Genomic DNA, 21382 nt, shown 5'->3' with positions numbered 1-21382 from the left:
AGGTTTTTAAAATCTGTCGGGTTTACTATTTGTATTCAGGACAAAAAACTAAACTTTTCTGCCCATTAAATTCTCTCCAAAAGTTCTCAGAATATTTTTCTTTTCAGCGTTAATGTCTAATTTTTCTAAAGTTTCAAAAGCTTTAAAAGTATACATTTCAATCGCTTCCTGTGTTGCTTTTGAAGCTCCGGATTCGTTAAAAATAGCTTTAGCAGTTTCTATTTTTTCAGTGTTATCTTCTAATTGCAAAGTGAATAATTTTTGTAATTCTGAAGCTTTCTCAGGAGTTGAAAATTCTAAAGCTTTTAAATATAAATAGGTTTTTTTGTTTTCGATAATATCGCCGCCAACTTGTTTTCCAAAAGTTTCAGGATCTCCAAAAGCATCTAGATAATCATCTTGTAATTGGAAAGCCAAACCTAAATTTAATCCAAAATCATAAATTAAATTGGCTTCTTTTTCAGAAGTTTTGGCCACAATCGCACCCATTTTCATGGCTGCAGCAACTAAAACAGCGGTTTTATATTCAATCATTTTCAGATATTCAGGAATTGTAACATCTTTTCGGGTTTCAAAATCAACATCCCATTGCTGACCTTCACAAACTTCAAGCGCCGTTTTGCTGAAAAGTTTCGCAAGATCTCTAAAAACTTCAGGTTCGTATTGCTCAAAATATTGATATGCCAGAATTAACATGGTGTCGCCCGAAAGAATTCCCGTGTTGAGGTTCCATTTTTCGTGAACTGTAACTTGTCCTCTTCTCAAAGGCGCATCATCCATAATATCGTCATGAACAAGAGAGAAATTGTGAAAAACTTCAACAGCCATTGCAGCCGGAAGCGCCACTTTATATTCAGTATCAAAAACTTCCGCAGCCATTAAAGTAAGTACAGGACGCATACGTTTTCCGCCAAGTCCTAAAATGTATTCAATAGGTTCGTAAAGATTTGTAGGTTCTTTATGTATGTCTTGTTTTTTTAAATATTCAATAAAAAAATCCTGGTACTGACTTATATCGTGCATAAAATGAAATTCTGATTTACGAGCCTCAAAGATACAATTCAATTATGAATTTTTGGGTTCAAAATTTCAATTGCTGCAAAACATTCAAAATTTACGGCAAGGTGTTAGTGACAAATATGTTAATTTTTTTTCAAAAAAACTTGGAAACTTTTTTGGTATTTATAGTTTCCTGTATATATTTGCAGCATGAAATGGAAACTAAGAACACTTAAAAAGTTTCCATGAAGGTTTAAGTGAGTTTGTAAACTCAATAAAATTAGGTATTTATGAAAACAACATGGACTTTAGATTCTACTCAATCAGATGTTTTAATAAAAATGAGACATTCAAAAATTGCGTATTTAGGAGGAGCTATAAATAAATTTGGCGGTTATGTAAGTCTTGAAGATAATGAAATTGAAGATGCATCGGTTGAGTTTTCACTTGATATTAATAATAAAAACGAAAGCTTTCAGCAGGTTGATTCCCATTTGCAGCTTCAGGATTTTTTTGATGCAGATGAACATCCAATCATAAGTTTTAAATCGACTTCATTTCAAAAAGTTAATAACAATATAAATTTCATTAAAGGAGATTTAACCATAAAAGATGTGACTCGGGTTGTAGAACTCGATGCAGAATTTATTGGTGTGAATACTTATAACGGAGAAAAGAAAGTGGCTTTTGAAATTAAAGGCGATATCAAGCGTCAGGATTTTGGTTTAGATTATAATTCTTTTCAGCATAATGGGGGTTTGGCTCTTGGAAAAGATATTAAGCTGATTGCAAATTTAGAATTCAGCATATAAATTCTTACATATTGAATAAATTAATGTAAAATTATTACAAAAACAACGGAAACTGTTTTTAGAATTTTAGTTTCCTGACTATATTTGTAATGCAATCGGAAAAATCAAAATGAAAGAGAAAATAATATCAAAAGCAAGCGAACTTTTTTTAAAGCTTGGTTTTAAGAGTGTTACAATGGATGATATTGCAGGAGAAATGTGTATTTCAAAAAAAACGATTTACAAATATTTCTGTAATAAAGAAGTTTTAATTGAAGAAAGCACTTCAATGGTTCATAGACAAGTTCATGAAATTATGGACACGATTATTGCTAAGAATTATAATGCGATTCATGAAAACTTTGAAATTAGAGAAATGTTTCGTGATATGTTTAAAAATAACATTGATACTTCTCCAATTTACCAGTTGAAAAAGCATTATCCTGAGATTTATCAAAATATCCTTTCTATCGAAATTGATCAGTGTACACAGTGTTTTAGAGATAATAGCGAAAAAGGAGTTCGCGAAGGATTGTACAGAAATGATTTGAATGTAGAAGTGTATGTGAAGTTTTACTATACATTGATTTTTCATATTAACGAAAATACGGTTTCTGAAAGTGAAGCGCAAAGAATAGAATTAGAAGCATTAGAATATCATACCCGGGCAATGGCAACACCAAAAGGTATAGCCGAATTAGAAAAACAACTTCAAAAAATTAAGGCATAATCATCAATCAATAAATAATATTTAACTACATATGAAACGAATAGTTCTTATATTTTTGTGCACAATTGGTCTGTCGGTCAACGCACAAGTAACCAACTTAACCTTAAAAGACGCAGTTAACTACGCGCTTCAAAATAAAGCCGATGCTAAAAAAGCAAAACTTCAGGTTGAAAACAGTGAATATCAAATTCAGGAAGTACGTTCAAGAGCATTGCCTCAGATTTCTGCAAACGGAAATTTAACGTATAATCCGGTAATTCAGACTACAGTTATTGACGGAGCAGCATTTGGCGCACCAGGAACTACAATTCAGGCAGCATTTGGTCAAAAATGGACTTCTACAGCTGGAGTTTCATTAACACAGGCATTGTTCGATCAGTCTGTTTTTACAGGGTTGAGAGCAGCAAAAACAACACGCGAGTTTTATCAAATCAACGATCAGTTAACAGAAGAGCAGGTTATTGAAAGAGTTGCAAATAACTATTATTCTGTTTATGTACAAAAAGAAAGATTGACTTTGTTAGACAGTAATTACGTAAATACAACAAAAGTTCGTGATATCGTAAAAGGTCAGTATGATAATGGTCTTGCTAAAAAAATTGATTTAGATCGTATCGTCGTAAAAATGTCAAATATTGATACAGAACGCCAGCAGATTAAAAACCAAATTACTTTACAGGAAAATGCTTTGAAGTTTTACATGGGAATGCCAATTGAAACTCAAATCGAAATGCCAAAAGAAGAATTTGAAGTTGTTCCTGCAGCCTTGACACAAGAACCAAATATTGAAAACAGAACAGAATATCTTCTTTTGAAAAAACAAGAAGAGCTTTTAGTGTTAAACAAAAAAGCAGTCGAAGCGGGGTATTACCCAACACTTTCATTAACGGCTGGTTACAATTATATCGGTCAGGGGCCTGAATTTCCATGGTTTGGAAAACCAAAAGATGGAGTTTACTGGTCAGATTTCTCTGCAATAGGATTAAATCTGCATGTACCAATCTTTACAGGTTTTGGAACCCGTGCTAAAGTAAGACAAGCAGATGTTCAAATCAGATCGCTTCAGGAAGATATTAAAGACACAAAACTTTCTCTTGATTTAGATTACAAAAATGCAATGGCTCAAATCGAGAATAACCTTGTTACAATCGAAAATCAAAAAGAAAATATGCGTTTGGCAACTGAAATTTTAAGTAATACCAAAAACAATTACCTTCAGGGGTTAGCATCTTTGACGGATTTATTAGACGCTGAAAATGCATCACTTGAAGCTCAAAATAATTATACAAGAGCAGTTTTAAATTATAAAATTGCCGAAATATCTCTAATCAAATCAAAAGGCGAACTTAAATCTCTTATTAAATAACTAATTACAATGAAGAAAACTATTATAACAATCGTAATCATAATTGCATCTCTGGGTGTAATTGGATATGTCTTAAATAATAATAAGAAAAAGAATAAAGCGAAAACAGATATCGTTGCCGAAAAAAATGCAGCAGTTTCTGTAAAAGTATCTCCGGTAAAAACAGAAGAAGTTTCATTAGATTTCGTTGCAAACGGAAACTTTCAGCCAATTCAGGAGTTAACTTTTTCTGCTGAAAAATCCGGAAAAGTTATCAGCGTTTTAGCTAAAGAAGGAGACTATGTAAGAGTGGGTCAGACATTATTAACAGTAAGAGGAGATGTTATTAATGTAAATGCACAACAAGCGCAGGCAGCATATCAAAATGCAAAATCAGATTACAGCAGATACGAAAATGCATTTAAAACCGGCGGTGTTACAAAACAACAATTGGATCAGGCAAAATTGGCTTTGACAAATGCAGAATCTAATTTAAAACAAGCAAACATTAATGTTGGAGATACTAAAGTAAAAGCTCCAATTAATGGATTTATCAATAAAAAATATATTGAGCCTGGATCTATTTTAGCAGGAATGCCAGCTACAGCTTTATTTGATATTGTAAACGTTTCTAAATTAAAATTGGTTGTTACAGTAAATGAAAATCAGGTTGCAAGCTTAAAAGTTGGTAACTATATTAATGTAACGGCTAGTGTTTATCCTGATAAAAATTTCTCTGGAAAAATTACTTTTATAGCTTCAAAAGCAGATGCTTCTTTAAATTTCCCAGTTGAAATTGAAATCACAAACAATGCAAACAACGACTTAAAAGCTGGTATGTACGGAACTGCAAACTTCGCATCAAACCAACAAAAACAAAACTTGATGGTTGTTCCGAGAAATGCATTCGTAGGAAGTGTGAACAGTAACGAAATCTTTGTTGCAGAAAACGGTGTTGCAAAATTAAGAAAGGTAGTTGCAGGAAGAATTTTGGGTGATAAAGTAGAAATTATCAAAGGTTTATCTGATGGTGAAAAAGTAATTGTTACGGGTCAGATTAACTTACAAGACGGAAATACAGTAGAAATTATTAAATAATTATTTGGCTATAAGCCGTGAGCTATAGGCTATAAGCAAAATTAAAAGCTTAAAGCCTATTGCCTACAGCCTAAAGCATAAAGAAAAAATATATGAAATTAGCCGAAATATCCATAAAACGTCCGTCGTTGGTAATTGTATTGTTTACAATTCTGACACTTGGTGGATTGTTCAGCTACAGCCAGTTAGGTTATGAGCTGATACCAAAATTTGAACAAAACGTTATTACAATTTCTACAATTTATCCTGGAGCTTCTCCAAGTGAGGTAGAAAATACGGTTACAAAGAAAATTGAAGATGCGATTGCGTCTCTGGAAAACGTAAAAAAGATTGACTCAAAGTCTTACGAAAGTTTATCGATCGTTTCGATTACATTGACATCAAATGCAAAAGTCGATTTCTCTTTAAATGATGCACAGCGTAAAATCAATGCGATTATTAGTGATTTGCCCGAAGATGTTAAAACGCCGGCATTAACCAAATTCTCGCTGAGTGATTTACCTATCATGACGCTTGGTGCCAATGGTAAAATGGATGAAGCAGAGTTTTATGACTTAATTGACAAAAAAATTGCTCCTATCTTATCTCGTGTACAAGGGGTTGCTCAGGTAAATATTATTGGTGGTTCTGAGCGTGAAATTCAGGTAAACCTTGATGCTGTTAAAATGCAGGGTTATGGATTATCTGTTCCTCAGGTTCAGCAAACAATCTTGAGTTCAAACTTAGATTTCCCAACAGGAAATATCCAGACTCGTAATCAAAAAATATTAATTCGTTTAGCGGGTAAATATAAAAGTGTTGACGAATTAAGAAACCTTGTAGTTTCTTCTCAAAACGGAATCCAAATTCGTTTAGGTGAAATTGCAGACGTTCAGGATACGCAGAAAATTGCCGAAAAAATATCTCGTGTAGATCAAAAAAGTGCGATTGTTTTACAAATTATTAAACAATCTGATGCAAATGCCGTTGCGGTAAGTGAGCAGTTGTTAAAAACAATTGCAACTCTTGAAAAAGATTATGCAAAAAATCAGTTGAAATTAGAAGTTGCAAAAGATAGTACAATCTTTACTCTTGAAGCTGCTGACTCTGTAGTTCACGATTTATTGATTGCCGTAATTCTGGTAGCATTTGTAATGTTGTTCTTCCTTCACAGTATTAGAAACTCGTTAATTGTAATGGTTTCTATTCCTGCATCGTTGATTGCAACTTTCATCGGAATCTATTTAATGGGATATACATTAAATTTAATGAGTTTACTTGGATTATCTCTTGTTGTTGGTATCCTTGTGGATGACGCGATTGTAGTACTGGAGAATATCTACAGGCACATGGAAATGGGTAAAAGCCGAATCCGTGCTTCTTATGACGGAACTGCAGAAATTGGCGGAACTGTAACTTCGATTACATTAGTAATTGTTGTAGTATTCTTGCCAATTGCGATGAGTTCTGGTCTAGTATCAAACATCATCACGCAATTCTGTGTTACGGTAATTATCTCAACGATGTTATCTCTTTTAGCTTCGTTTACTATTATTCCTTGGTTATCATCTCGTTTCGGTAAATTAGAGCATATTGAAGGAAAGAATTTATTTGGAAGAATTATTCTTGGTTTCGAAAACTATTTAACACGTTTTACAAACTGGGTTTCTAATTTATTGACTTGGTGTTTAGATCACTATATTAAAACTTTTATTGTAGTAATCATATTATTCTTTGCTTCGACAATTGGATTAGTAGGCGGAGGTTTCATTGGTGGAGAGTTCTTTGCTTCTTCTGATAGTGGTGAATTCTTAGTGCAGATTGAGATGCCAAAAGATGCTTCGTTAGAACAAACAAACTTTATGACGCAAAAAGCAGAAGCTTTCTTAAAATCTCAGGAATATGTTCACAGCCAAATTACAACGGTAGGACAAACATCTGAAGGTTTTGGAGCGTCGCAAGCGACAGCATACAAAGCGGAGATTGACGTAAAAATGATCGAACAAAAAGATCGTACAGATGATGCGAATGTTTACGCAGCAAAAATTAAACGTAAACTTGAAAAAGTATTAGTTGGTGCAAAAGTAAAAACAGTTCCAGTAGGTATCTTAGGTACTGCCGAAGATGCTACATTAGGATTAATCGTAACAGGTCCTTCAACAGAAGCGGCAATGGCATTTGCTAAAAAAGCGGAAGCTGAATTACGTACAATTCCAGGAACAACTGAGATTAAATTAACGGTTGAAGATGGAAACCCTGAAATTAACGTAAAAGTAGACCGTGATAAAATGGCTGCTTTAGGATTGACACTTCAAACAGTTGGTTTAACCATGCAGACTGCTTTTAGTGGTAACACTGACGGTAAATACAGAGCTGGTGAATACGAGTACGATATCAACATTAGATACAATGCATTTGACAGAAAAAGTATTACTGACGTAAGTAATCTGATTTTTGTAAACGCAGCAGGACAACAAATTAAGTTATCTCAGTTTGCTGATATTACTGAAGGTTCTGGACCTAGCCAGTTAGAGCGTAGAGATAAATCTGCATCTGTAACTGTAAAAGGACAAAACGTTGGGGTTCCATCAGGAACAATTGTTCAGCAATGGCAGGCAAAACTGGATAAATTAGATAAACCAGCCGGAGTAAATTATATTTGGGGTGGAGACCAGGAAAACCAGTCTGAAGGATTTGGTACTTTAGGAATCGCTTTATTAGCCGCTATTATTTTGGTTTACCTTGTAATGGTGAGTTTGTATGACAGTTTCGCACACCCATTTGTGGTATTGTTTGCTATTCCGCTTTCGTTCATTGGAGCGATGTTAGCGCTGGCATTAACTAACAACTCATTAAATATCTTTACGATTTTAGGTATCATCATGTTGATTGGTCTGGTGTGTAAGAATGCGATCATGCTTGTCGATTATACCAACCAAAGAAGAGCAGCCGGAGAATCAATCAGAAATGCGTTAATTCAGGCAAACCACGCTCGTTTACGTCCGATCCTGATGACAACAATTGCGATGGTATTTGGTATGTTCCCAATTGCATTGGCAAAAGGAGCAGGAGCAGAATGGAAAAACGGTTTGGCCTGGGTAATCATCGGAGGATTAATTTCTTCATTATTCCTAACCTTAATTGTGGTTCCTGTAATTTATAATATCATGGAGAAATTAATTCAGAAATTCTCTAAAGGAGAAAAAATCGACTACGAAGCTGAAATGGTTGCTGATTACGAGCCAACAGAATTAAGCGAAGACGGTTTTAATCCTAAACATACCCATTAATTTTGATTTAATTTTAGACGAAAAAATCCCAAATTCCGAAAGGAGTTTGGGATTTTTTAATTACTAACTTTTGAGAAGTTAAAAGAGAATAACAGCTTTTAAATAATATTAGTAAATGCAATAATTTTTAAGCATCTTTGATTTAGTTATCATATATGTCTCTTTCGAATAAATTATATAATGATGAACTTGTAGAATTTGGTATTACAATTTAATTAAAAAAAGCATGACACATATAACAGAAGAAAACAATGAATACTGGTCAATCTCTTTAAGTTCAATATTTGCTGTTTTACAAAAGGAATACAAAATAATTTTGTTAAGCACTTTGTTTTTTTTAATTATTAGTTCTGTATATATATATATTACTCCTAAAGAATATATTTCTGTTGGTAAAATTATGCCTGAAGTTTCATATAAAGCTTCGAATGGCATAGCGGGGATAAATCAATTGTTAAAAAAATATAATGGAAACGTTGATTTGTTCAACACCGAAATTACCAGCCCGGAACTTTATCCGGAAATTCTAAATACAACTGACTTTTACGATTATATTCTTAATAAAAAAGTAACAACAAGCTTAAATAAAAAGATGAGTTTTAAATCTTATTATGATCTCAATTTGAAAAATAAAGCTGGTATTATTCAGGATATTCAAAATAGAATAGTAATAAATCCGGTTAAAAAAAATAATATGGTTTTTGTAACTGCAAAAATGCAAGACCCAATAGTTGCAGCAGATATTGCTAATTTTACAATGACTTACCTAATAGATTATATAACAAAATATCGCACCGAAAAATCCCGCCAGGATTTACGTTTTCTAGAAAACTTAATAAAAAACGTTGAAGAGGACTCTTCTAAAAATGAAGCGATAAAAAATGAAATACAAAATAGTTTATCCGCATCGGTAATACAAATGAAAATAAAAATACAAGAAGATACCCCAACTATTCAGGTTTTACAAAAGCCACAAATTCCTGCTGCCAATAGTGAACCTTCAATACCTAAAGTTTTTACTGGTTTCATTTTATTGGGTTTATGTATTGGAGTAGCTATTGCATTTTTAAAAAATTACAAATTAGACACAAATATTGTGATCAAATAAATTATCATAATTACCAAAGAAGGAAAAAATTACAATCTTTTCCACGGGTTTATTCCTTCTTTTGTAAGTTGTCTGTAAAGTAATATTGCACAATAGGTATCAGTAACAACGATAATCAATAAAATTAATCTCATTAGCGGGTTTGTCCATATATACAGAGTAGAGGTAGCTACGATTTGAAAAAAGCACAAAAAGTTACCTATCATTATTACGCTTGCAATTATAAAAGACTGTCCTTCTGAATTTTCACGCTGAAAAAACATCGCCAATCTGCATATCGACATAAAGATACATGTTAATACAGAGAAAAAAATACTGATATGATTATCATGAAGTTCTGGTAAAAGATGAGCAAAAAACTCATGCCCATAATAGTTAATTAGAATACCAAGTATTAAGGCCAATATACTTATAACATACCATTGCGTTTTTTCTAAACGATAATATTTTTTAAACGAAGGATATCCATATTTAAAATAAGTATAGACAATACCCAGATCCAGTAAAAACCAAGTATAACTAAATAATAAATTGAATCTGTCACAAAAAGAAAAAACAAATTCTACACCTAAATTTAAAGCAAGCGGTACAAGCGGCATCCCATAACTTTTGTCTTTTAATCCTCTATAAATTATGAGCATATAAGCTAATACCCAAAAAAGTTCTCCAAAAGTTCCACAGATATAGAAAAAAGTATATTTCATTTTAATTTAAAAAATTTAATAACATTAAACAAAGTAGGTACATTAAACAGGATAATAGAAACCACCAATAAAATTCCATTTTGATGATTTTTAAAAGTAAGTAATCCCAAAAGTGTAAAAGGGAGAATTGTTATGTAAAAATCAAAAAATAAACTTCTGGATTTTTGATTTTGAAGTGGTTCAAAAAAATAAAATTTTATGTTTAAAGCAACTTTAAATATAACGAGTATGATACCATAAATTAAAATAGGAAACACGAAAATATGCCAGTCTATTCCCCAAACAAATATTATAAAAGATATAATTTCCAGAAACAAAACAAATCCTTGAAACAAATTTCTAGGTAATTGAACTGTATTGTTTACAAAAGTAGAAACACCGGCTTTTAAATCATTTTCATAATCATCATATTGATGAATAATCAATGACCTCATTCCAAAGGCCGAAGTCATCCAAAAACTCCCGCTGATTATCCAAACCAAATGATTCTCGATATTACCTGCATATAAAAAAGAAAAAATAAAAAGCGAAGGGAAAAATTGAGATCCTAATCCGTCAAAAATAATACCCAGATACCGCTTTTCTTTTAGACGAAATTTTTTGCAGGAATAAAGATAAAAGCAAAACCAGCTTAGCCAATAAAATACTAAAGCATATAAATTAGGAAATATTAAAAAAGAGAATAAAATTCCAAATGATATAATGCTTCCTAAAGCTAAATACTGTTGGGTTTTGCTAAGATTTGTCATCTTATTTTCTTTTCCCGCGACAGCATCATCTTCCTGATCGTAGTAATTATTAATCAAACTTGCAAATATAGCAATAGTTACTACCCCGGATAAAAGAAACAAGATAAGAAAAATCTCGCGCCCAAAATCAGTTATATTTTCTTTGATAAAATACAAATAGATAAGTACTAAAAAAGGAGGTAGTTTAAACCACCAGGTAGCAATGCGGATATGTTTAAAAAAACTCATTAACTTTTAACAAAGGTAAGTTGGTAATTTTTTCTACTAATTTGTTTTTGAATTCCTCTTTTTAAAGCAATGAAAAATAAAACAGGCTGTTTAACAATGTGTACAAGCAAGTGCCCTATTTCTCTGCTCATACTTCCTTCTGATAAGGATAAATAGGTCACTAAAATTTTATTTTGAATGATTTTCAAATCAATCATTTCCCGTTCATGCTTACTCATCAAAGAACTAAACTCAAAAATCACGAGATTTAAATCTTTAAGATGTAACTTTCTAAAAGTAATCCCTTTTCTTCCATCACTAACATTAGTCGTATCTCGATTTTTTTTCCAAAAAACCTCTTTAGTAAAACCAACTCTACAATTCAAATTTTTAAAAACCATTTCGAGTTGCAAAACCCAGTCGTCACCAATATTTACCTGATTATTCCATCCAAAAGGAATGGAAGATTTCTTTACTATTAAACCAGAGCTGGGAGCAATAGAATCAACAAGTAAAAGTTTTCTAAACTCTTTATAATCAAAAACATAACAGCCTTGATTTGGAATATTGTTGTTTTTAATAAAATGAGGAAAAATGTTTACATGATGTGAATTAAAAGAATGGAGTTCCCAATTTGAAAAAAATAAATCTAGTTTATGTTCAAGCATATATTCAATACTTTTTTCAAGATAGGTGTCATGCCAAATATCATCAGAATCAAGTGGGGCAATAATCTCCCCTGTAGCATATTGCAAACCTACATTTCTTGTGTCAGCCTGTCCGGTATGTGTTTTTTGAATATATATAACTTTATCTTCAAAAGATGATATAACATCTTTGGTATTATCCGTCGAACCATCATCAACTACAATGATTTCAGTATTTTGATAAGTCTGGTTTATAGCAGCATCGATAGCAGCCTGTAAACAATAAGAACGGTTATAAGTGGGGATAATAATCGAAACAAGAGGAGAATCAGCGATAATCAATGGGGTTAGTTTTTGGTTTTAGATTTATTTGTTTTTTGGAACACAAATCTAATTAATTATTTAGATATCCAATCTAAATAATTCTCTATCAGGAATCTTAAATGAAAAAAGTTAGAATTTTTAATATACGACTCACTTCTTTTTATGATTTTTTATTCTATTTCAAATACAAATAATGATTAAAATAATCAATAATAGCCTTTCCCTCCAATAAAACATCCGCACCAATAATTCCATGTACAGGTTTTGCTTTATACGATTCTAAAGCCTCATTAACATGAGAAAGATCAAAAATCACAATACTAAAATCTTTACTTTTCCAGCTTCCTAATTGTAAAGTATTCTGCGAAGAAATCTGCGTTGTCATACCCGTTGCGCCAGCTCCTGACGCTTTTGTTTTAGATTTTTTTGCTGACAATTCAAAGCGGTCGATACTTTCAAATCCTATGCAGGTATTTGAAGCTCCGGTATCTAAAATAAAATTTCCCGAAATGCCGTTGATTTTTGCTTTAATCTGCAGATGCTGGGTTTTAGTAACCTTGAATTTTATTTTTTTATATTTCCCTTTTTTGAGAACCTCGTGAAGATTTTCCATTTTCGATACTGATTGAAACCCAAAAATAAGCCAATTACAATCAAAAAGCTAATCGCATAATATATATAATTTCCTGATTTTTCTTCTGCCGAAATCGATCCGTAATACACAAATGCACTCCAATAATAAGGTGATTTCTTAGCATTCGGAATCGATTTGTCGCTTAAATATTCCAATTTGGCGTTTGAATTTGCTTCAAAATAAGAAACATTATTTTTGACATTTTTATAAAAATCAGCCATAAAAACCGAAGTTGTAAAATCGTTTACTTTCCATAAAGAAAACAACAGATTTTGTGCGCCGGCAAACTGAAAACCTCTTGCAACGCTCATCGCTCCTTCGGCTTTATACAATTTTCCGATTCCTGTTTCGCAGGCACTTAAAACCACCAAATCAGGATTTATGTTGAGATTATAAAGTTCAGAATATAAGATTTCCTGATCGTAAAATTTAATACTTGCCGGAGTTTCAATATCGCCAGACGAAGCATGTGTACTCAAATGTAAAATAGAATAATTTTGAGCATTATTTTTAAAATTAGAAAAACTCGCATCTGAATTTTCTAAATACTTTCCTTTAAAATTACTTCGAATCGATTCCATTTCTTTCTTCGAATAACCCAATTCAAAAGCTGTTTTTTCGAAAATCGGAAAAATTCCTAAAACCGTTTTCTCTGATTTTGAAACAGGTTTTGAATTCAGATAAATATTGGCAGAAGTATTATAAGCAATTCTGAAATCGTTTAACAAATAATGCATTTTAGCAAAATTTGTTGTAGATGATTCCTGCGTAATTAAAGCCTCAAAAGGAAGAAAATTTAAAATTCCGTCGGGCACAATTATCAAATTTTGGTAAACCGAATTGTTCGGAAGTTTCAATAAATCATAAACAACTTTTCCATATTTGTTATAACCTGAAATATCATTTATAATTGAATTTGCATCATTGAAATAGTCGATAAATTGTACAATTTTTGGAATTGCCAAATGATTGATTGAGATATGATTCAGTTGAATCGTATTGGCTTGCAAAGTAAAATAATACAATTTTTCAGAACCCATAAAATAATAAATCATTACAGCTTTATCATTTTCTAATTTTGAAAACAACGATTTTAAATCACAATTTTCAGGAAGATAATCTGGGTTTTTTGATTGAATTTTTTTCAGCGAAAGCATCAATTCATTTTGCTTTTTTATGAATTGATTTATTTTTGAAATATCAGCAGAATTTCCTTTTTGCTGTTCTTTTAAAATGGCATTATTTAAATTTTGAAGTTCTTGCAAAAGCTGTTTTTCTTCTGCGGAAGCGTTTTTAATATTCGAACGATAACTTTTTAAAATTCCCGATTTTGTTTTTTCAGATAATTGAAAAGCTTCTTCTAAATATTGGACTTTTTTTTCTTTTAGATATAAATTATTGTAGATCGAAATACATTTTTCAGTACGGTTTCGGGATCGTAATTGCGATATGATTTTTGAGTTTTCGTAAACGAGCGAATTCATCAATAAATCTTCAATATAAAAAGAAAGATCAAATGCTTTTAATGCTTTTTTAGGCTGTTTTAACTTCAGGATTTCTGCTTCCAAATCGATTGCATCCATCAAAACCGTTTCGGCATACAATTGATTTTGATTTGGAAGAATATCTTTAGAATTATAATTCGGAATTAAAACTTTAAAAACAGCCAAAATCTGCTTTGTGCTTTCATCATATTTTTTTTCATCAAAAAGTAATAAAGCTTTTTCATAATATAATTTTCCCAGTTTTCGAGGCTGTTGATTTTTAGATTCTAAAAATAGCTTTTCAGCCTTTTGCATATAAGAATCAGCGATATCAAATCGCTGCCATTGCCTGTTCATCGAAGCCAGATTTCGATAAGAGTTTGATAATGTTTCAGATTGATCTTTTTCGTTTTGTAGATATTTTATCGAAGATTGAAAAGCTTTTTCTGCATTTTCAGATGAATTCCGAATTATCATAAGTTGTTTAGAGCCCAGCCAATAATTATTTCCAAGATTATTCCATAAAATCCCCTTTTGTAAATTAGATAATTGCTCTGTTTTTAGAGTATTTTCTAAAACTTCAATTGCCAAAGAAATTTTCCCCGAACTCTGATAAACATTCGATAAATTAAGAATTGCAGCAAACTTTTGTTTTTGTGCATCTGGATAATTTTTTGAAGTATTTACAATAAAGAAGTATTGTTTTATGGTGTTTTCGGCACTGTCATAATCGCCCAAAACGGTGTATAAATTGCCTAAAGGTTTCAGGCAGAATTCAATAATATCGTAATTACTTAGTTTATGTTTTTGATAGATTTGCCAGGCTTTTTCATAACTAGAAATTGCATTTTGCGTCTGCCCAAACTGATTTTCGTAATACGCTTTATTGCAGTTTAAAACCACAATTGCCAAAAATTCATCTTTGGTTTTAGGTTTAGGATTTCTCCAAAAATCAGCTTCTGCGGCGTTTAAATTTTGTAACGCTTTCGCGGAAGGATGCGCGGCGAAATTATCAACTGAATTATATATTTTATCTTCCTGACTCTGTCCAAAAATATTCAGATTTATGAAGAGGAAGATTAAACCATATAAGTTTATATTGAATTTTATTTCACAGAGATTCGCAAAGATTTCTCGCAGAGATACACAAAGTATAAAAAACCTTCGTGTATCTCTGTGCATCCTTTGTGTGCCTCTGTGGAATAACCTTAAAACTTCCATATTCCATAAACCTGAAAGTAATTAAAATTTTGTTCAAAATTAATTACGTATCGTGCGCCTAAACTTGGTCCAATTCTGGCGAAACCAGCCGTTAAATCAAATAAAAGGCCCGTTTTGACATCTGTAAAAGTGTTTTTAATCTTATTAGAACTCATAACAGAACTTATTAAAAACGATTCTTTATCGCCTTCATAAGTGTCAGTTTGTATGCTTTGATTCTGTTCAGAAGAAACATTGATGTTCGCCTGAATTCCGGCTCCAACTCCGATATAATTATTAATGTTATATCGAATCAAAATTGGAACTTCCCAATTGATATTTTTATTTTCTGTTGCCGTTGTCGTACGGATTAACTGTCTGACTCCGTTTGCATTTGTATTTATTTGATCGACAACATTTATGGCACTATTATATTGGTTTAAAGCATTTACCCATTCGACCTGCCAGTAAAAACGATACGATTTAAAAGGCGAAAGCGTCGCACCCAAAAAGTAACTCGTCGATTTGTCTAAATCAGGATAAAAGTTGTAACCCGCTTTTACACCAATCGAGATTCCCGGCAAAAATCGGGTAGTGGCGTAGTTGGTTACGATTGGCTCGTTTTTATCAAAAATAATCGAAGTCCGACTTTTGGTTTTGACTTTATGGAAATCTTCGCCAAACTTCATCGAATATTTTACGAAGCCTTTTGTACTGTCTTTTTCATGAACATTTTTTTGCTCCGTTCCCGGAAGATAAATATTCTTAAACGTAAATATAATTTGCTTTTGTTTGATAATCGTATCGAGACAGCTCACGGTTGGTTCTTCGCCTTTTGGACAAATCGGACATTCTGGATACATGCTTTCAATCTGGAAAGTTTTCTTGTCAAACATATCCGGAACATCAGTTTCTAACCGAATTTTTCTAGCCGGACCTTCACCATTATTCTGAAAACGGGTTTTAAAATTAACTCTTTTAAAACGCACCAATCTGTAATTCATAAAACGTCCGTTAGAACCCATTTTATTCGGGTCGTGAGACGTTACGATTTCCATTTCCAGATTTTTGATTTTATGGTTTTTATAACTTCGATTCGGAACAAAAATACCGCGCATCGTAACTGTTGCGCTTGTATCTTTTATCATTTCGGGAGTAGTTTTAAACGTATAAAAAACATTACGCGTTTCTCCCGGATTGGCATCATCAAATTCTAAAACCGAAACATTATGATAGGTTTTATGAGCGTCTAAAAGTGAAGCATCAAGATCTTCTTCTGTCGTTGTATTTCGGTATTTTTTAAGTTTGAAAGTGTTTTCGGCGGAAGCCACAAAATTATTCGAATCGTCAAGATCATCAACCGAAGCGACTAAGTTTTCTTTTACTTCACGTTCGTTTGCATAGGTTCTAAAATCGCTCAATTCGAAATTATTATGTTTGAATTGCTTTTCATTATAAAATAAATACAACTTTCCGCTCGAAACATAATTTTCCAGATTTTGATAACTTACTACGACTACCATTTCCTGCTCCGGAATAGGATCGCAATTCTTTAAAATAGCAAAACCATTTTGATCTGCAATCGAAGCAATGTCTTTATAATTAGTATCTGTAATGTCATTTACAGCCACTTTTTTCGGGCGTGTTGCCGGAGGTTTTCCGTTGTCGTAATTGTTTGTTACAGCAAGTCTTGTGGTATACGTTCCTTTGTTTTTATAAACATGTTTTGGCTCTGCTTCTTTGCTGTAATGTCCGTCACCGAGTTCCCATAAATAAGAATAACTTGGTTTTGGTGCGCCCGCAATTGGAATCAGCGGCGGTGTTTCGGGTTTAAAATTTACAGCATTTCCGTTTTGGATAAAACCAATATTGGCTCTTCGGGTTATGGTGTCTTTTACTTTGGTTTGTCCTATTGAAAAAATCGAAAATAGAATCAAGAAAATAGACAGTTGTGGTTTCATAACTAGATAGTTTTAGTCTTAAAATCATCAGAATCAATTTCAAAACAGGTTTAAATGTAAAAAAAAGTGATGAGCAAATCATCACTTTCTCTTAAAAAAAGCATTTGTAAGTTACTGTATGGCATTAATTGCAGCAACTAATTGAGCTTCGGTACCGACTGTTGTTTCGGCTAGTGTAAAGGTGTAAACGGCATTTGCAGATATTGTTACTCCTTTTATGGCGTATCTCCAGTTTCCATTATCTTCTGTCGCGAAAATGATGTGACAAGCAAGACCAATTGGAATTTGGCCGTAGTGTTCACTAAATAATCCTTCGGCAGTATAAGTGTCTAATTTTGCAAGAGCGTTTGTTCCTTCTCCATCATAAGAAAGATATACAGCACTATTTGTATTGTTGAATCCTTCCGGAACATCAACTAAAAGAGTTGTTTTTGGTCTTGGATCGCTGTAAAAACGGTCAACATTTGTCCATCCGAAGTTTCCAAAAGTTACATAATAATTGTTTCCTTCGCCCTGAACTCCGCCTTTACCTCCGGTTCCGTCAGCATTTGCTTTTGCTTCTCTCCAGGCTAGTTCTCCTTTATCGTCAATTGCACCAGTCCACAAAGTCATTAAGTTATCGAAACCGTCAGTTAGCGCAGTTGGAACCACTAAACTCATATAACAGGAAGTTTGTAGTTCAACACCGCCTTGTGTAGCTTTAATAAAAAACTCTCCACCCGAAATCAAAAGGTTTTTCTTTCCGTCAGCAGTAAGTCCCATAGTTGGTTTGTTGGTAACCAGCATGTTTCCTTTGTCAAAAAGTTCTATATATTCGATATTAACTTCTCCGGTAACAGGATTTCCGTTTTTAGTAAGGCAGTCGCCATTAATGTTCAATTTTACACCTTTTGCAGATGTAAGTGTTACCATACCATTTCCGGCAGTAATGGTAAAGTTTTGTGTATTTCTTTTAACGCCTTTTTCGCTGATGCTTTTAAAAGCAGCCGATGTTGGAGGCAAAATAGTTTCTTTATCATCGCCGTCGCTGTTATCACAGCTTACAAACGAAAATAACAATAGAAATAAAAGTCCGATAGTTTTAAAATTTGTGTTCATAATTTCTAGTTTTTATAAATCTGTCTTGATTATCAAGCGGTTTTTCAGATTTGGTTATTAATTACATTCTTATATCAAGTAAGGTTTGATATTGTTACCCATGTTTTCAAAAAAATATTTTTAAATGTGCTTACAGGCTTATATCAACTTGGGTTTTTATTTGTTACCCTAGATTTTTATTTTTTTGATTTATGCCGAAAGACATTTGTCTTCAAAGAGATTTCCGTCTTCATCGACAGCCACGAGAATGTTTGTCTTCCGCGAAAGCGTAACAATTAAATAGATCCACACAATTGACCAAAGTCCGAAAGTGAGACAGGTAAGAAAGAAATGAAGAGAATGTTTTACAATTTTTTTCTCGCGGCATAAAACAACATAAGGTAGTTTCTCGTTATGCTCTACGATTACAAAGCCATTTCGGGTTTTGACAGATATCATTTTGTAGAATTGATCTAAAGTCTTTTCATTTGTAAATTGACAGGTTTCCATTTTCTCTTAATTTTTAACTCTTTTAAAAAAATTTTGTTTCCTTATATCAACTGTAATTGATAATTGTTACCCTTTTATTTGAAATTTATTTAAGATTCTTTTTTAACTTTATCTGATTAAAAGTTTTTTTATGAGTAAAACTAAAGTGCATCCTGACCAAATGTATATTGATGGGCTTGCCGCAAACAATTCGGCAGTCATTCAATCTATTTATAAAAAGTTCGTTCCTAAAGTCGTTTTGTTTATCATGAACAATTCTGGCGATAGAGATCAGGCTCAGGATGTTGTTCAGGAAGTTTTGATTTTGCTTTTTAATCAGGCCAAAGCCAATTCGCTGCAGTTAACGTGTCCGTTTGATGCGTACTTTTTTCTTTTGTGTAAAAGAAAATGGCTGAACGAACTGAAAAAAACATCCAACAAAGGGGTAACAATTATTGAAGATGTTTTATCTATCAATGAATCTGCTGGTGAGCTTATTGGACAAACCGAAGAATTTGATGAAAAACAACAGCTTTTTGAAACCATGTTCCAAAAATTAGGAGACAAATGCAAAGAATTACTAAAGTTGAGTTTTGAAATTAAATCGATGGAAGAAGTGGCCGAAAAACTAAACGTAACATACGGTTATGTGCGTAAAAAAAAGTCGCTTTGTGTTGGCCAGTTAACACAGTGGATTCAGGAAGCAAAAAACTTTAATTCTTTAAAAAACAATTAGTCATGAACGAAGAACGCTACATATTATTTGATGAATATCTTCAGGGTGAATTAACGATTGAGGGCAAAAATGATTTTGAAAGACAATTGTTAGAAGATCCTGAATTTTCTTCACAATTTGAGACTTTCAAAAATGTGCAGTTTCAATTGGCAAACAAATTTGGAATTGAACAGGAAAGACAAGCGTTTAAAGAAAATCTGACTCAGATATCAGAGCAGCATTTTGATAAAACCCCAAAGGTAATTGGTTTAAAACCTTGGTATTTGGCGGTTGCTGCATCGGTTGCTGTATTGTTTGGATTGTTCTTTTTTAATTATAACCAAAATCCGGTTTACGGAGATTATAATAATCCGGAACAAGCTTCCTTTACGGAAAGATCTACCGCAGATGAAACCTTAAAAGAAGCCGAAAAAGCCTATAATCATAAAACATATAATAAAGCAATTCCACTTTTTGAAACCGTTTTGCAAAAGAATAAATCAGCAGAAATTCAGTTTTTTTATGGAGTTTCTCTTTTAGAAGAAAGCCATTATATAAAAGCCGAAGCCGTTTTTAATGAACTGAAAGCAGGAAGTTCTGCCTACAAAGAAAAAGCTGTTTGGTATTTAGCTTTATCCAAATTAAAACAAAAAGATTACGAAGGCTGCAAAAAAATCCTGGAAAGTATCTCTGAAGATTACGAAGGTTACGATCAGGTTGAAGAGCTTTTACATCAGCTGGATTAGAGATTCCGTTATTAAATATTTTATTAGAGACCTTTGTCAAAGTTTCAAACTTTGACAAAGGTTTTTGCTTTACATATGTCATCCTGAGCGAAGTCGAAGGATACGCAATCAAAATCCTCAATCTTTGTCGAGCTACTTGCGTGTCCTTCGACTTCGCTCAGGATGACAAAAATGAAAAAAAAATCCGTTTTCATCCGCGTTTTCACGAAGTGAAGCCGTAAAATCCGTGTGCCAATAAACCTGCAATTGTTATTCTTTTAATATTATCGTAATTTTGACAACTTTAATATTATACCATTGAATTCAACACCCATAATTACCGATACACACACGCACTTATATTCTGAAGAGTTTGATCAGGATCGTGACGAAATGATTCAACGTGCCATTGATGCCGGAATTACACGTTTTTTTATTCCAGCAATCGACGCCGCGGCCACACAATCGATGTACGATTTAGAGAAAAACTATCCTGATAATATTTTCCTGATGATGGGTTTACATCCCACTTACGTGAAAGATAATTACGAGGAAGAATTAGCACATGTTGAAACCGAATTATCAAAAAGAAAATTCTACGCTGTAGGCGAAATCGGAATCGATTTGTATTGGGATAAAACGCATTTAAAAGAACAGCAAATTGCTTTTAAAAGACAAATTCAATTGGCAAAACAATACAAATTGCCCATTGTAATTCATTGCCGTGAAGCTTTTGATGAAATCTTTGAAATTTTGGAAGAAGAAAAATCTGAAGATTTATTTGGGATTTTTCATTGTTTTTCCGGAACTTTATTACAAGCCCAACAAGCGATTTCTTACAATATGAAATTAGGAATTGGCGGCGTGGTAACATTCAAGAACGGAAAAATCGATCAGTTTTTAAACCAAATCGATTTAAAACATATAGTATTGGAAACAGATTCGCCTTATTTGGCCCCAATTCCATACAGAGGGAAAAGAAACGAGAGTAGTTATTTAATAAATGTAATTTCGAAACTTGCCGATATTTATAATGTATCTCATGAAGAAATAGCAGCAGTAACAACTCAAAATTCAAAAGACGTTTTTGGGATTTAACCCATGCCTTACAAAACTTTAATTTTTT

General features: G+C 32.6%; 18 protein-coding genes. 9 read left to right on the top strand and 9 right to left on the bottom strand.

Annotation, left to right across the window (positions count from 1 at the left end):
• Window positions 1–48: 48 nt before the first annotated feature.
• Entirely contained in the window at window positions 49–1023 is a 975-nt protein-coding gene (locus tag BUC29_RS03310) for a polyprenyl synthetase family protein (RefSeq protein ID WP_073413311.1), read from the bottom strand.
• 266 nt (window positions 1024–1289) lie between these two features.
• Between BUC29_RS03310 and BUC29_RS03305 the strand changes: the two genes are divergently transcribed.
• The 6 genes from BUC29_RS03305 to BUC29_RS03280 all read left to right on the top strand — a co-directional run bounded on the left by BUC29_RS03305 (window position 1290) and on the right by BUC29_RS03280 (window position 9340).
• Window positions 1290–1811, top strand: coding sequence for a YceI family protein (locus BUC29_RS03305; protein ID WP_073413309.1), 522 nt, complete (start codon window positions 1290–1292; stop codon window positions 1809–1811).
• A gap of 109 nt (window positions 1812–1920) precedes the next feature.
• Window positions 1921–2520, top strand: a complete 600-nt coding sequence (locus tag BUC29_RS03300) for a TetR/AcrR family transcriptional regulator (RefSeq protein ID WP_073413307.1) — start codon at window positions 1921–1923, stop codon at window positions 2518–2520.
• Between the two features lie 31 nt (window positions 2521–2551).
• Entirely contained in the window at window positions 2552–3886 is a 1335-nt protein-coding gene (locus tag BUC29_RS03295) for a TolC family protein (RefSeq protein ID WP_073413305.1), read from the top strand.
• Between the two features lie 9 nt (window positions 3887–3895).
• Window positions 3896–4963 (top strand): efflux RND transporter periplasmic adaptor subunit, encoded by a 1068-nt coding sequence (locus BUC29_RS03290; RefSeq protein ID WP_073413303.1) that lies wholly within the window; start codon window positions 3896–3898, stop codon window positions 4961–4963.
• A gap of 92 nt (window positions 4964–5055) precedes the next feature.
• Window positions 5056–8232 (top strand): efflux RND transporter permease subunit, encoded by a 3177-nt coding sequence (locus BUC29_RS03285; RefSeq protein WP_073413301.1) that lies wholly within the window; start codon window positions 5056–5058, stop codon window positions 8230–8232.
• 226 nt (window positions 8233–8458) lie between these two features.
• A complete protein-coding gene (locus tag BUC29_RS03280) occupies window positions 8459–9340 on the top strand; it encodes a Wzz/FepE/Etk N-terminal domain-containing protein (protein WP_073413299.1) in 882 nt (293 codons plus the stop codon).
• Window positions 9341–9369: 29 nt separating this feature from the next.
• Here BUC29_RS03280 and BUC29_RS03275 read toward each other — a convergent pair whose 3' ends face one another.
• The 8 genes from BUC29_RS03275 to BUC29_RS03240 all read right to left on the bottom strand — a co-directional run bounded on the left by BUC29_RS03275 (window position 9370) and on the right by BUC29_RS03240 (window position 18837).
• Window positions 9370–10044, bottom strand: a complete 675-nt coding sequence (locus BUC29_RS03275) for a transmembrane-type terpene cyclase (RefSeq protein WP_073413297.1) — start codon at window positions 10042–10044, stop codon at window positions 9370–9372.
• Window positions 10041–11021 (bottom strand): UbiA family prenyltransferase, encoded by a 981-nt coding sequence (locus BUC29_RS03270; protein ID WP_073413296.1) that lies wholly within the window; start codon window positions 11019–11021, stop codon window positions 10041–10043. Before BUC29_RS03270 ends, BUC29_RS03275 begins: the two co-directional genes overlap by 4 nt.
• Window positions 11021–11989: a glycosyltransferase family 2 protein gene (locus BUC29_RS03265; protein WP_073413294.1), complete on the bottom strand. Its 969-nt coding sequence runs from the start codon at window positions 11987–11989 to the stop codon at window positions 11021–11023. The genes BUC29_RS03270 and BUC29_RS03265 overlap by 1 nt, the downstream gene beginning before the upstream one ends.
• A gap of 157 nt (window positions 11990–12146) precedes the next feature.
• A complete protein-coding gene (locus BUC29_RS03260) occupies window positions 12147–12584 on the bottom strand; it encodes a retropepsin-like aspartic protease (RefSeq protein ID WP_073413292.1) in 438 nt (145 codons plus the stop codon).
• Window positions 12536–15271 carry a CHAT domain-containing protein gene (locus tag BUC29_RS03255; protein ID WP_084538585.1) on the bottom strand — a complete coding sequence of 912 codons (2736 nt, stop codon included), beginning with the start codon at window positions 15269–15271 and terminating at the stop codon, window positions 12536–12538. Before BUC29_RS03255 ends, BUC29_RS03260 begins: the two co-directional genes overlap by 49 nt.
• 26 nt (window positions 15272–15297) lie before the next feature.
• Entirely contained in the window at window positions 15298–17250 is a 1953-nt protein-coding gene (locus BUC29_RS03250; protein ID WP_073413291.1) for a PKD domain-containing protein, read from the bottom strand.
• 111 nt (window positions 17251–17361) lie between these two features.
• Window positions 17362–18348 carry a hypothetical protein gene (locus tag BUC29_RS03245; protein ID WP_073413289.1) on the bottom strand — a complete coding sequence of 329 codons (987 nt, stop codon included), beginning with the start codon at window positions 18346–18348 and terminating at the stop codon, window positions 17362–17364.
• 189 nt (window positions 18349–18537) lie between these two features.
• Window positions 18538–18837 (bottom strand): hypothetical protein, encoded by a 300-nt coding sequence (locus BUC29_RS03240; RefSeq protein ID WP_073413287.1) that lies wholly within the window; start codon window positions 18835–18837, stop codon window positions 18538–18540.
• A 130-nt stretch (window positions 18838–18967) separates the two neighbouring features.
• Between BUC29_RS03240 and BUC29_RS03235 the strand changes: the two genes are divergently transcribed.
• The 3 genes from BUC29_RS03235 (at window position 18968) to BUC29_RS03225 (ending at window position 21354) form a co-directional block, all read left to right on the top strand.
• The gene (locus tag BUC29_RS03235) at window positions 18968–19552 is read left to right on the top strand and encodes an RNA polymerase sigma factor (RefSeq protein ID WP_073413285.1); all 585 of its coding nucleotides are present in this window, start codon (window positions 18968–18970) and stop codon (window positions 19550–19552) included.
• Window positions 19553–19554: 2 nt separating this feature from the next.
• Window positions 19555–20277, top strand: coding sequence for a hypothetical protein (locus BUC29_RS03230; RefSeq protein WP_073413283.1), 723 nt, complete (start codon window positions 19555–19557; stop codon window positions 20275–20277).
• Window positions 20278–20574: 297 nt separating this feature from the next.
• A complete protein-coding gene (locus BUC29_RS03225) occupies window positions 20575–21354 on the top strand; it encodes a TatD family hydrolase (protein WP_073413281.1) in 780 nt (259 codons plus the stop codon).
• Window positions 21355–21382: the final 28 nt, after the last annotated feature.

It is taken from the genome of Flavobacterium defluvii, assembly GCF_900129555.1.
Classification (GTDB): domain Bacteria; phylum Bacteroidota; class Bacteroidia; order Flavobacteriales; family Flavobacteriaceae; genus Flavobacterium; species Flavobacterium defluvii.
Note: the sequence above shows the minus strand (reverse complement) of the source record. Positions and strands in the feature narration are given on the sequence as shown.

Bases quoted from the DNA above. Each gene is read 5' to 3' on its own strand.
- BUC29_RS03310 (WP_073413311.1), bottom strand. From the start codon at position 1,023: ATGCACGATATAAGTCAGTACCAGGATTTTTTTATTGAATATTTAAAA.
- BUC29_RS03305 (WP_073413309.1), top strand. From the start codon at position 1,290: ATGAAAACAACATGGACTTTAGATTCTACTCAATCAGATGTTTTAATA.
- BUC29_RS03300 (WP_073413307.1), top strand. From the start codon at position 1,921: ATGAAAGAGAAAATAATATCAAAAGCAAGCGAACTTTTTTTAAAGCTT.
- BUC29_RS03295 (WP_073413305.1), top strand. From the start codon at position 2,552: ATGAAACGAATAGTTCTTATATTTTTGTGCACAATTGGTCTGTCGGTC.
- BUC29_RS03290 (WP_073413303.1), top strand. From the start codon at position 3,896: ATGAAGAAAACTATTATAACAATCGTAATCATAATTGCATCTCTGGGT.
- BUC29_RS03285 (WP_073413301.1), top strand. From the start codon at position 5,056: ATGAAATTAGCCGAAATATCCATAAAACGTCCGTCGTTGGTAATTGTA.
- BUC29_RS03280 (WP_073413299.1), top strand. From the start codon at position 8,459: ATGACACATATAACAGAAGAAAACAATGAATACTGGTCAATCTCTTTA.
- BUC29_RS03275 (WP_073413297.1), bottom strand. From the start codon at position 10,044: ATGAAATATACTTTTTTCTATATCTGTGGAACTTTTGGAGAACTTTTT.
- BUC29_RS03270 (WP_073413296.1), bottom strand. From the start codon at position 11,021: ATGAGTTTTTTTAAACATATCCGCATTGCTACCTGGTGGTTTAAACTA.
- BUC29_RS03260 (WP_073413292.1), bottom strand. From the start codon at position 12,584: ATGGAAAATCTTCACGAGGTTCTCAAAAAAGGGAAATATAAAAAAATA.
- BUC29_RS03255 (WP_084538585.1), bottom strand. From the start codon at position 15,271: ATGCACAGAGATACACGAAGGTTTTTTATACTTTGTGTATCTCTGCGA.
- BUC29_RS03250 (WP_073413291.1), bottom strand. From the start codon at position 17,250: ATGAAACCACAACTGTCTATTTTCTTGATTCTATTTTCGATTTTTTCA.
- BUC29_RS03245 (WP_073413289.1), bottom strand. From the start codon at position 18,348: ATGAACACAAATTTTAAAACTATCGGACTTTTATTTCTATTGTTATTT.
- BUC29_RS03240 (WP_073413287.1), bottom strand. From the start codon at position 18,837: ATGGAAACCTGTCAATTTACAAATGAAAAGACTTTAGATCAATTCTAC.
- BUC29_RS03235 (WP_073413285.1), top strand. From the start codon at position 18,968: ATGAGTAAAACTAAAGTGCATCCTGACCAAATGTATATTGATGGGCTT.
- BUC29_RS03230 (WP_073413283.1), top strand. From the start codon at position 19,555: ATGAACGAAGAACGCTACATATTATTTGATGAATATCTTCAGGGTGAA.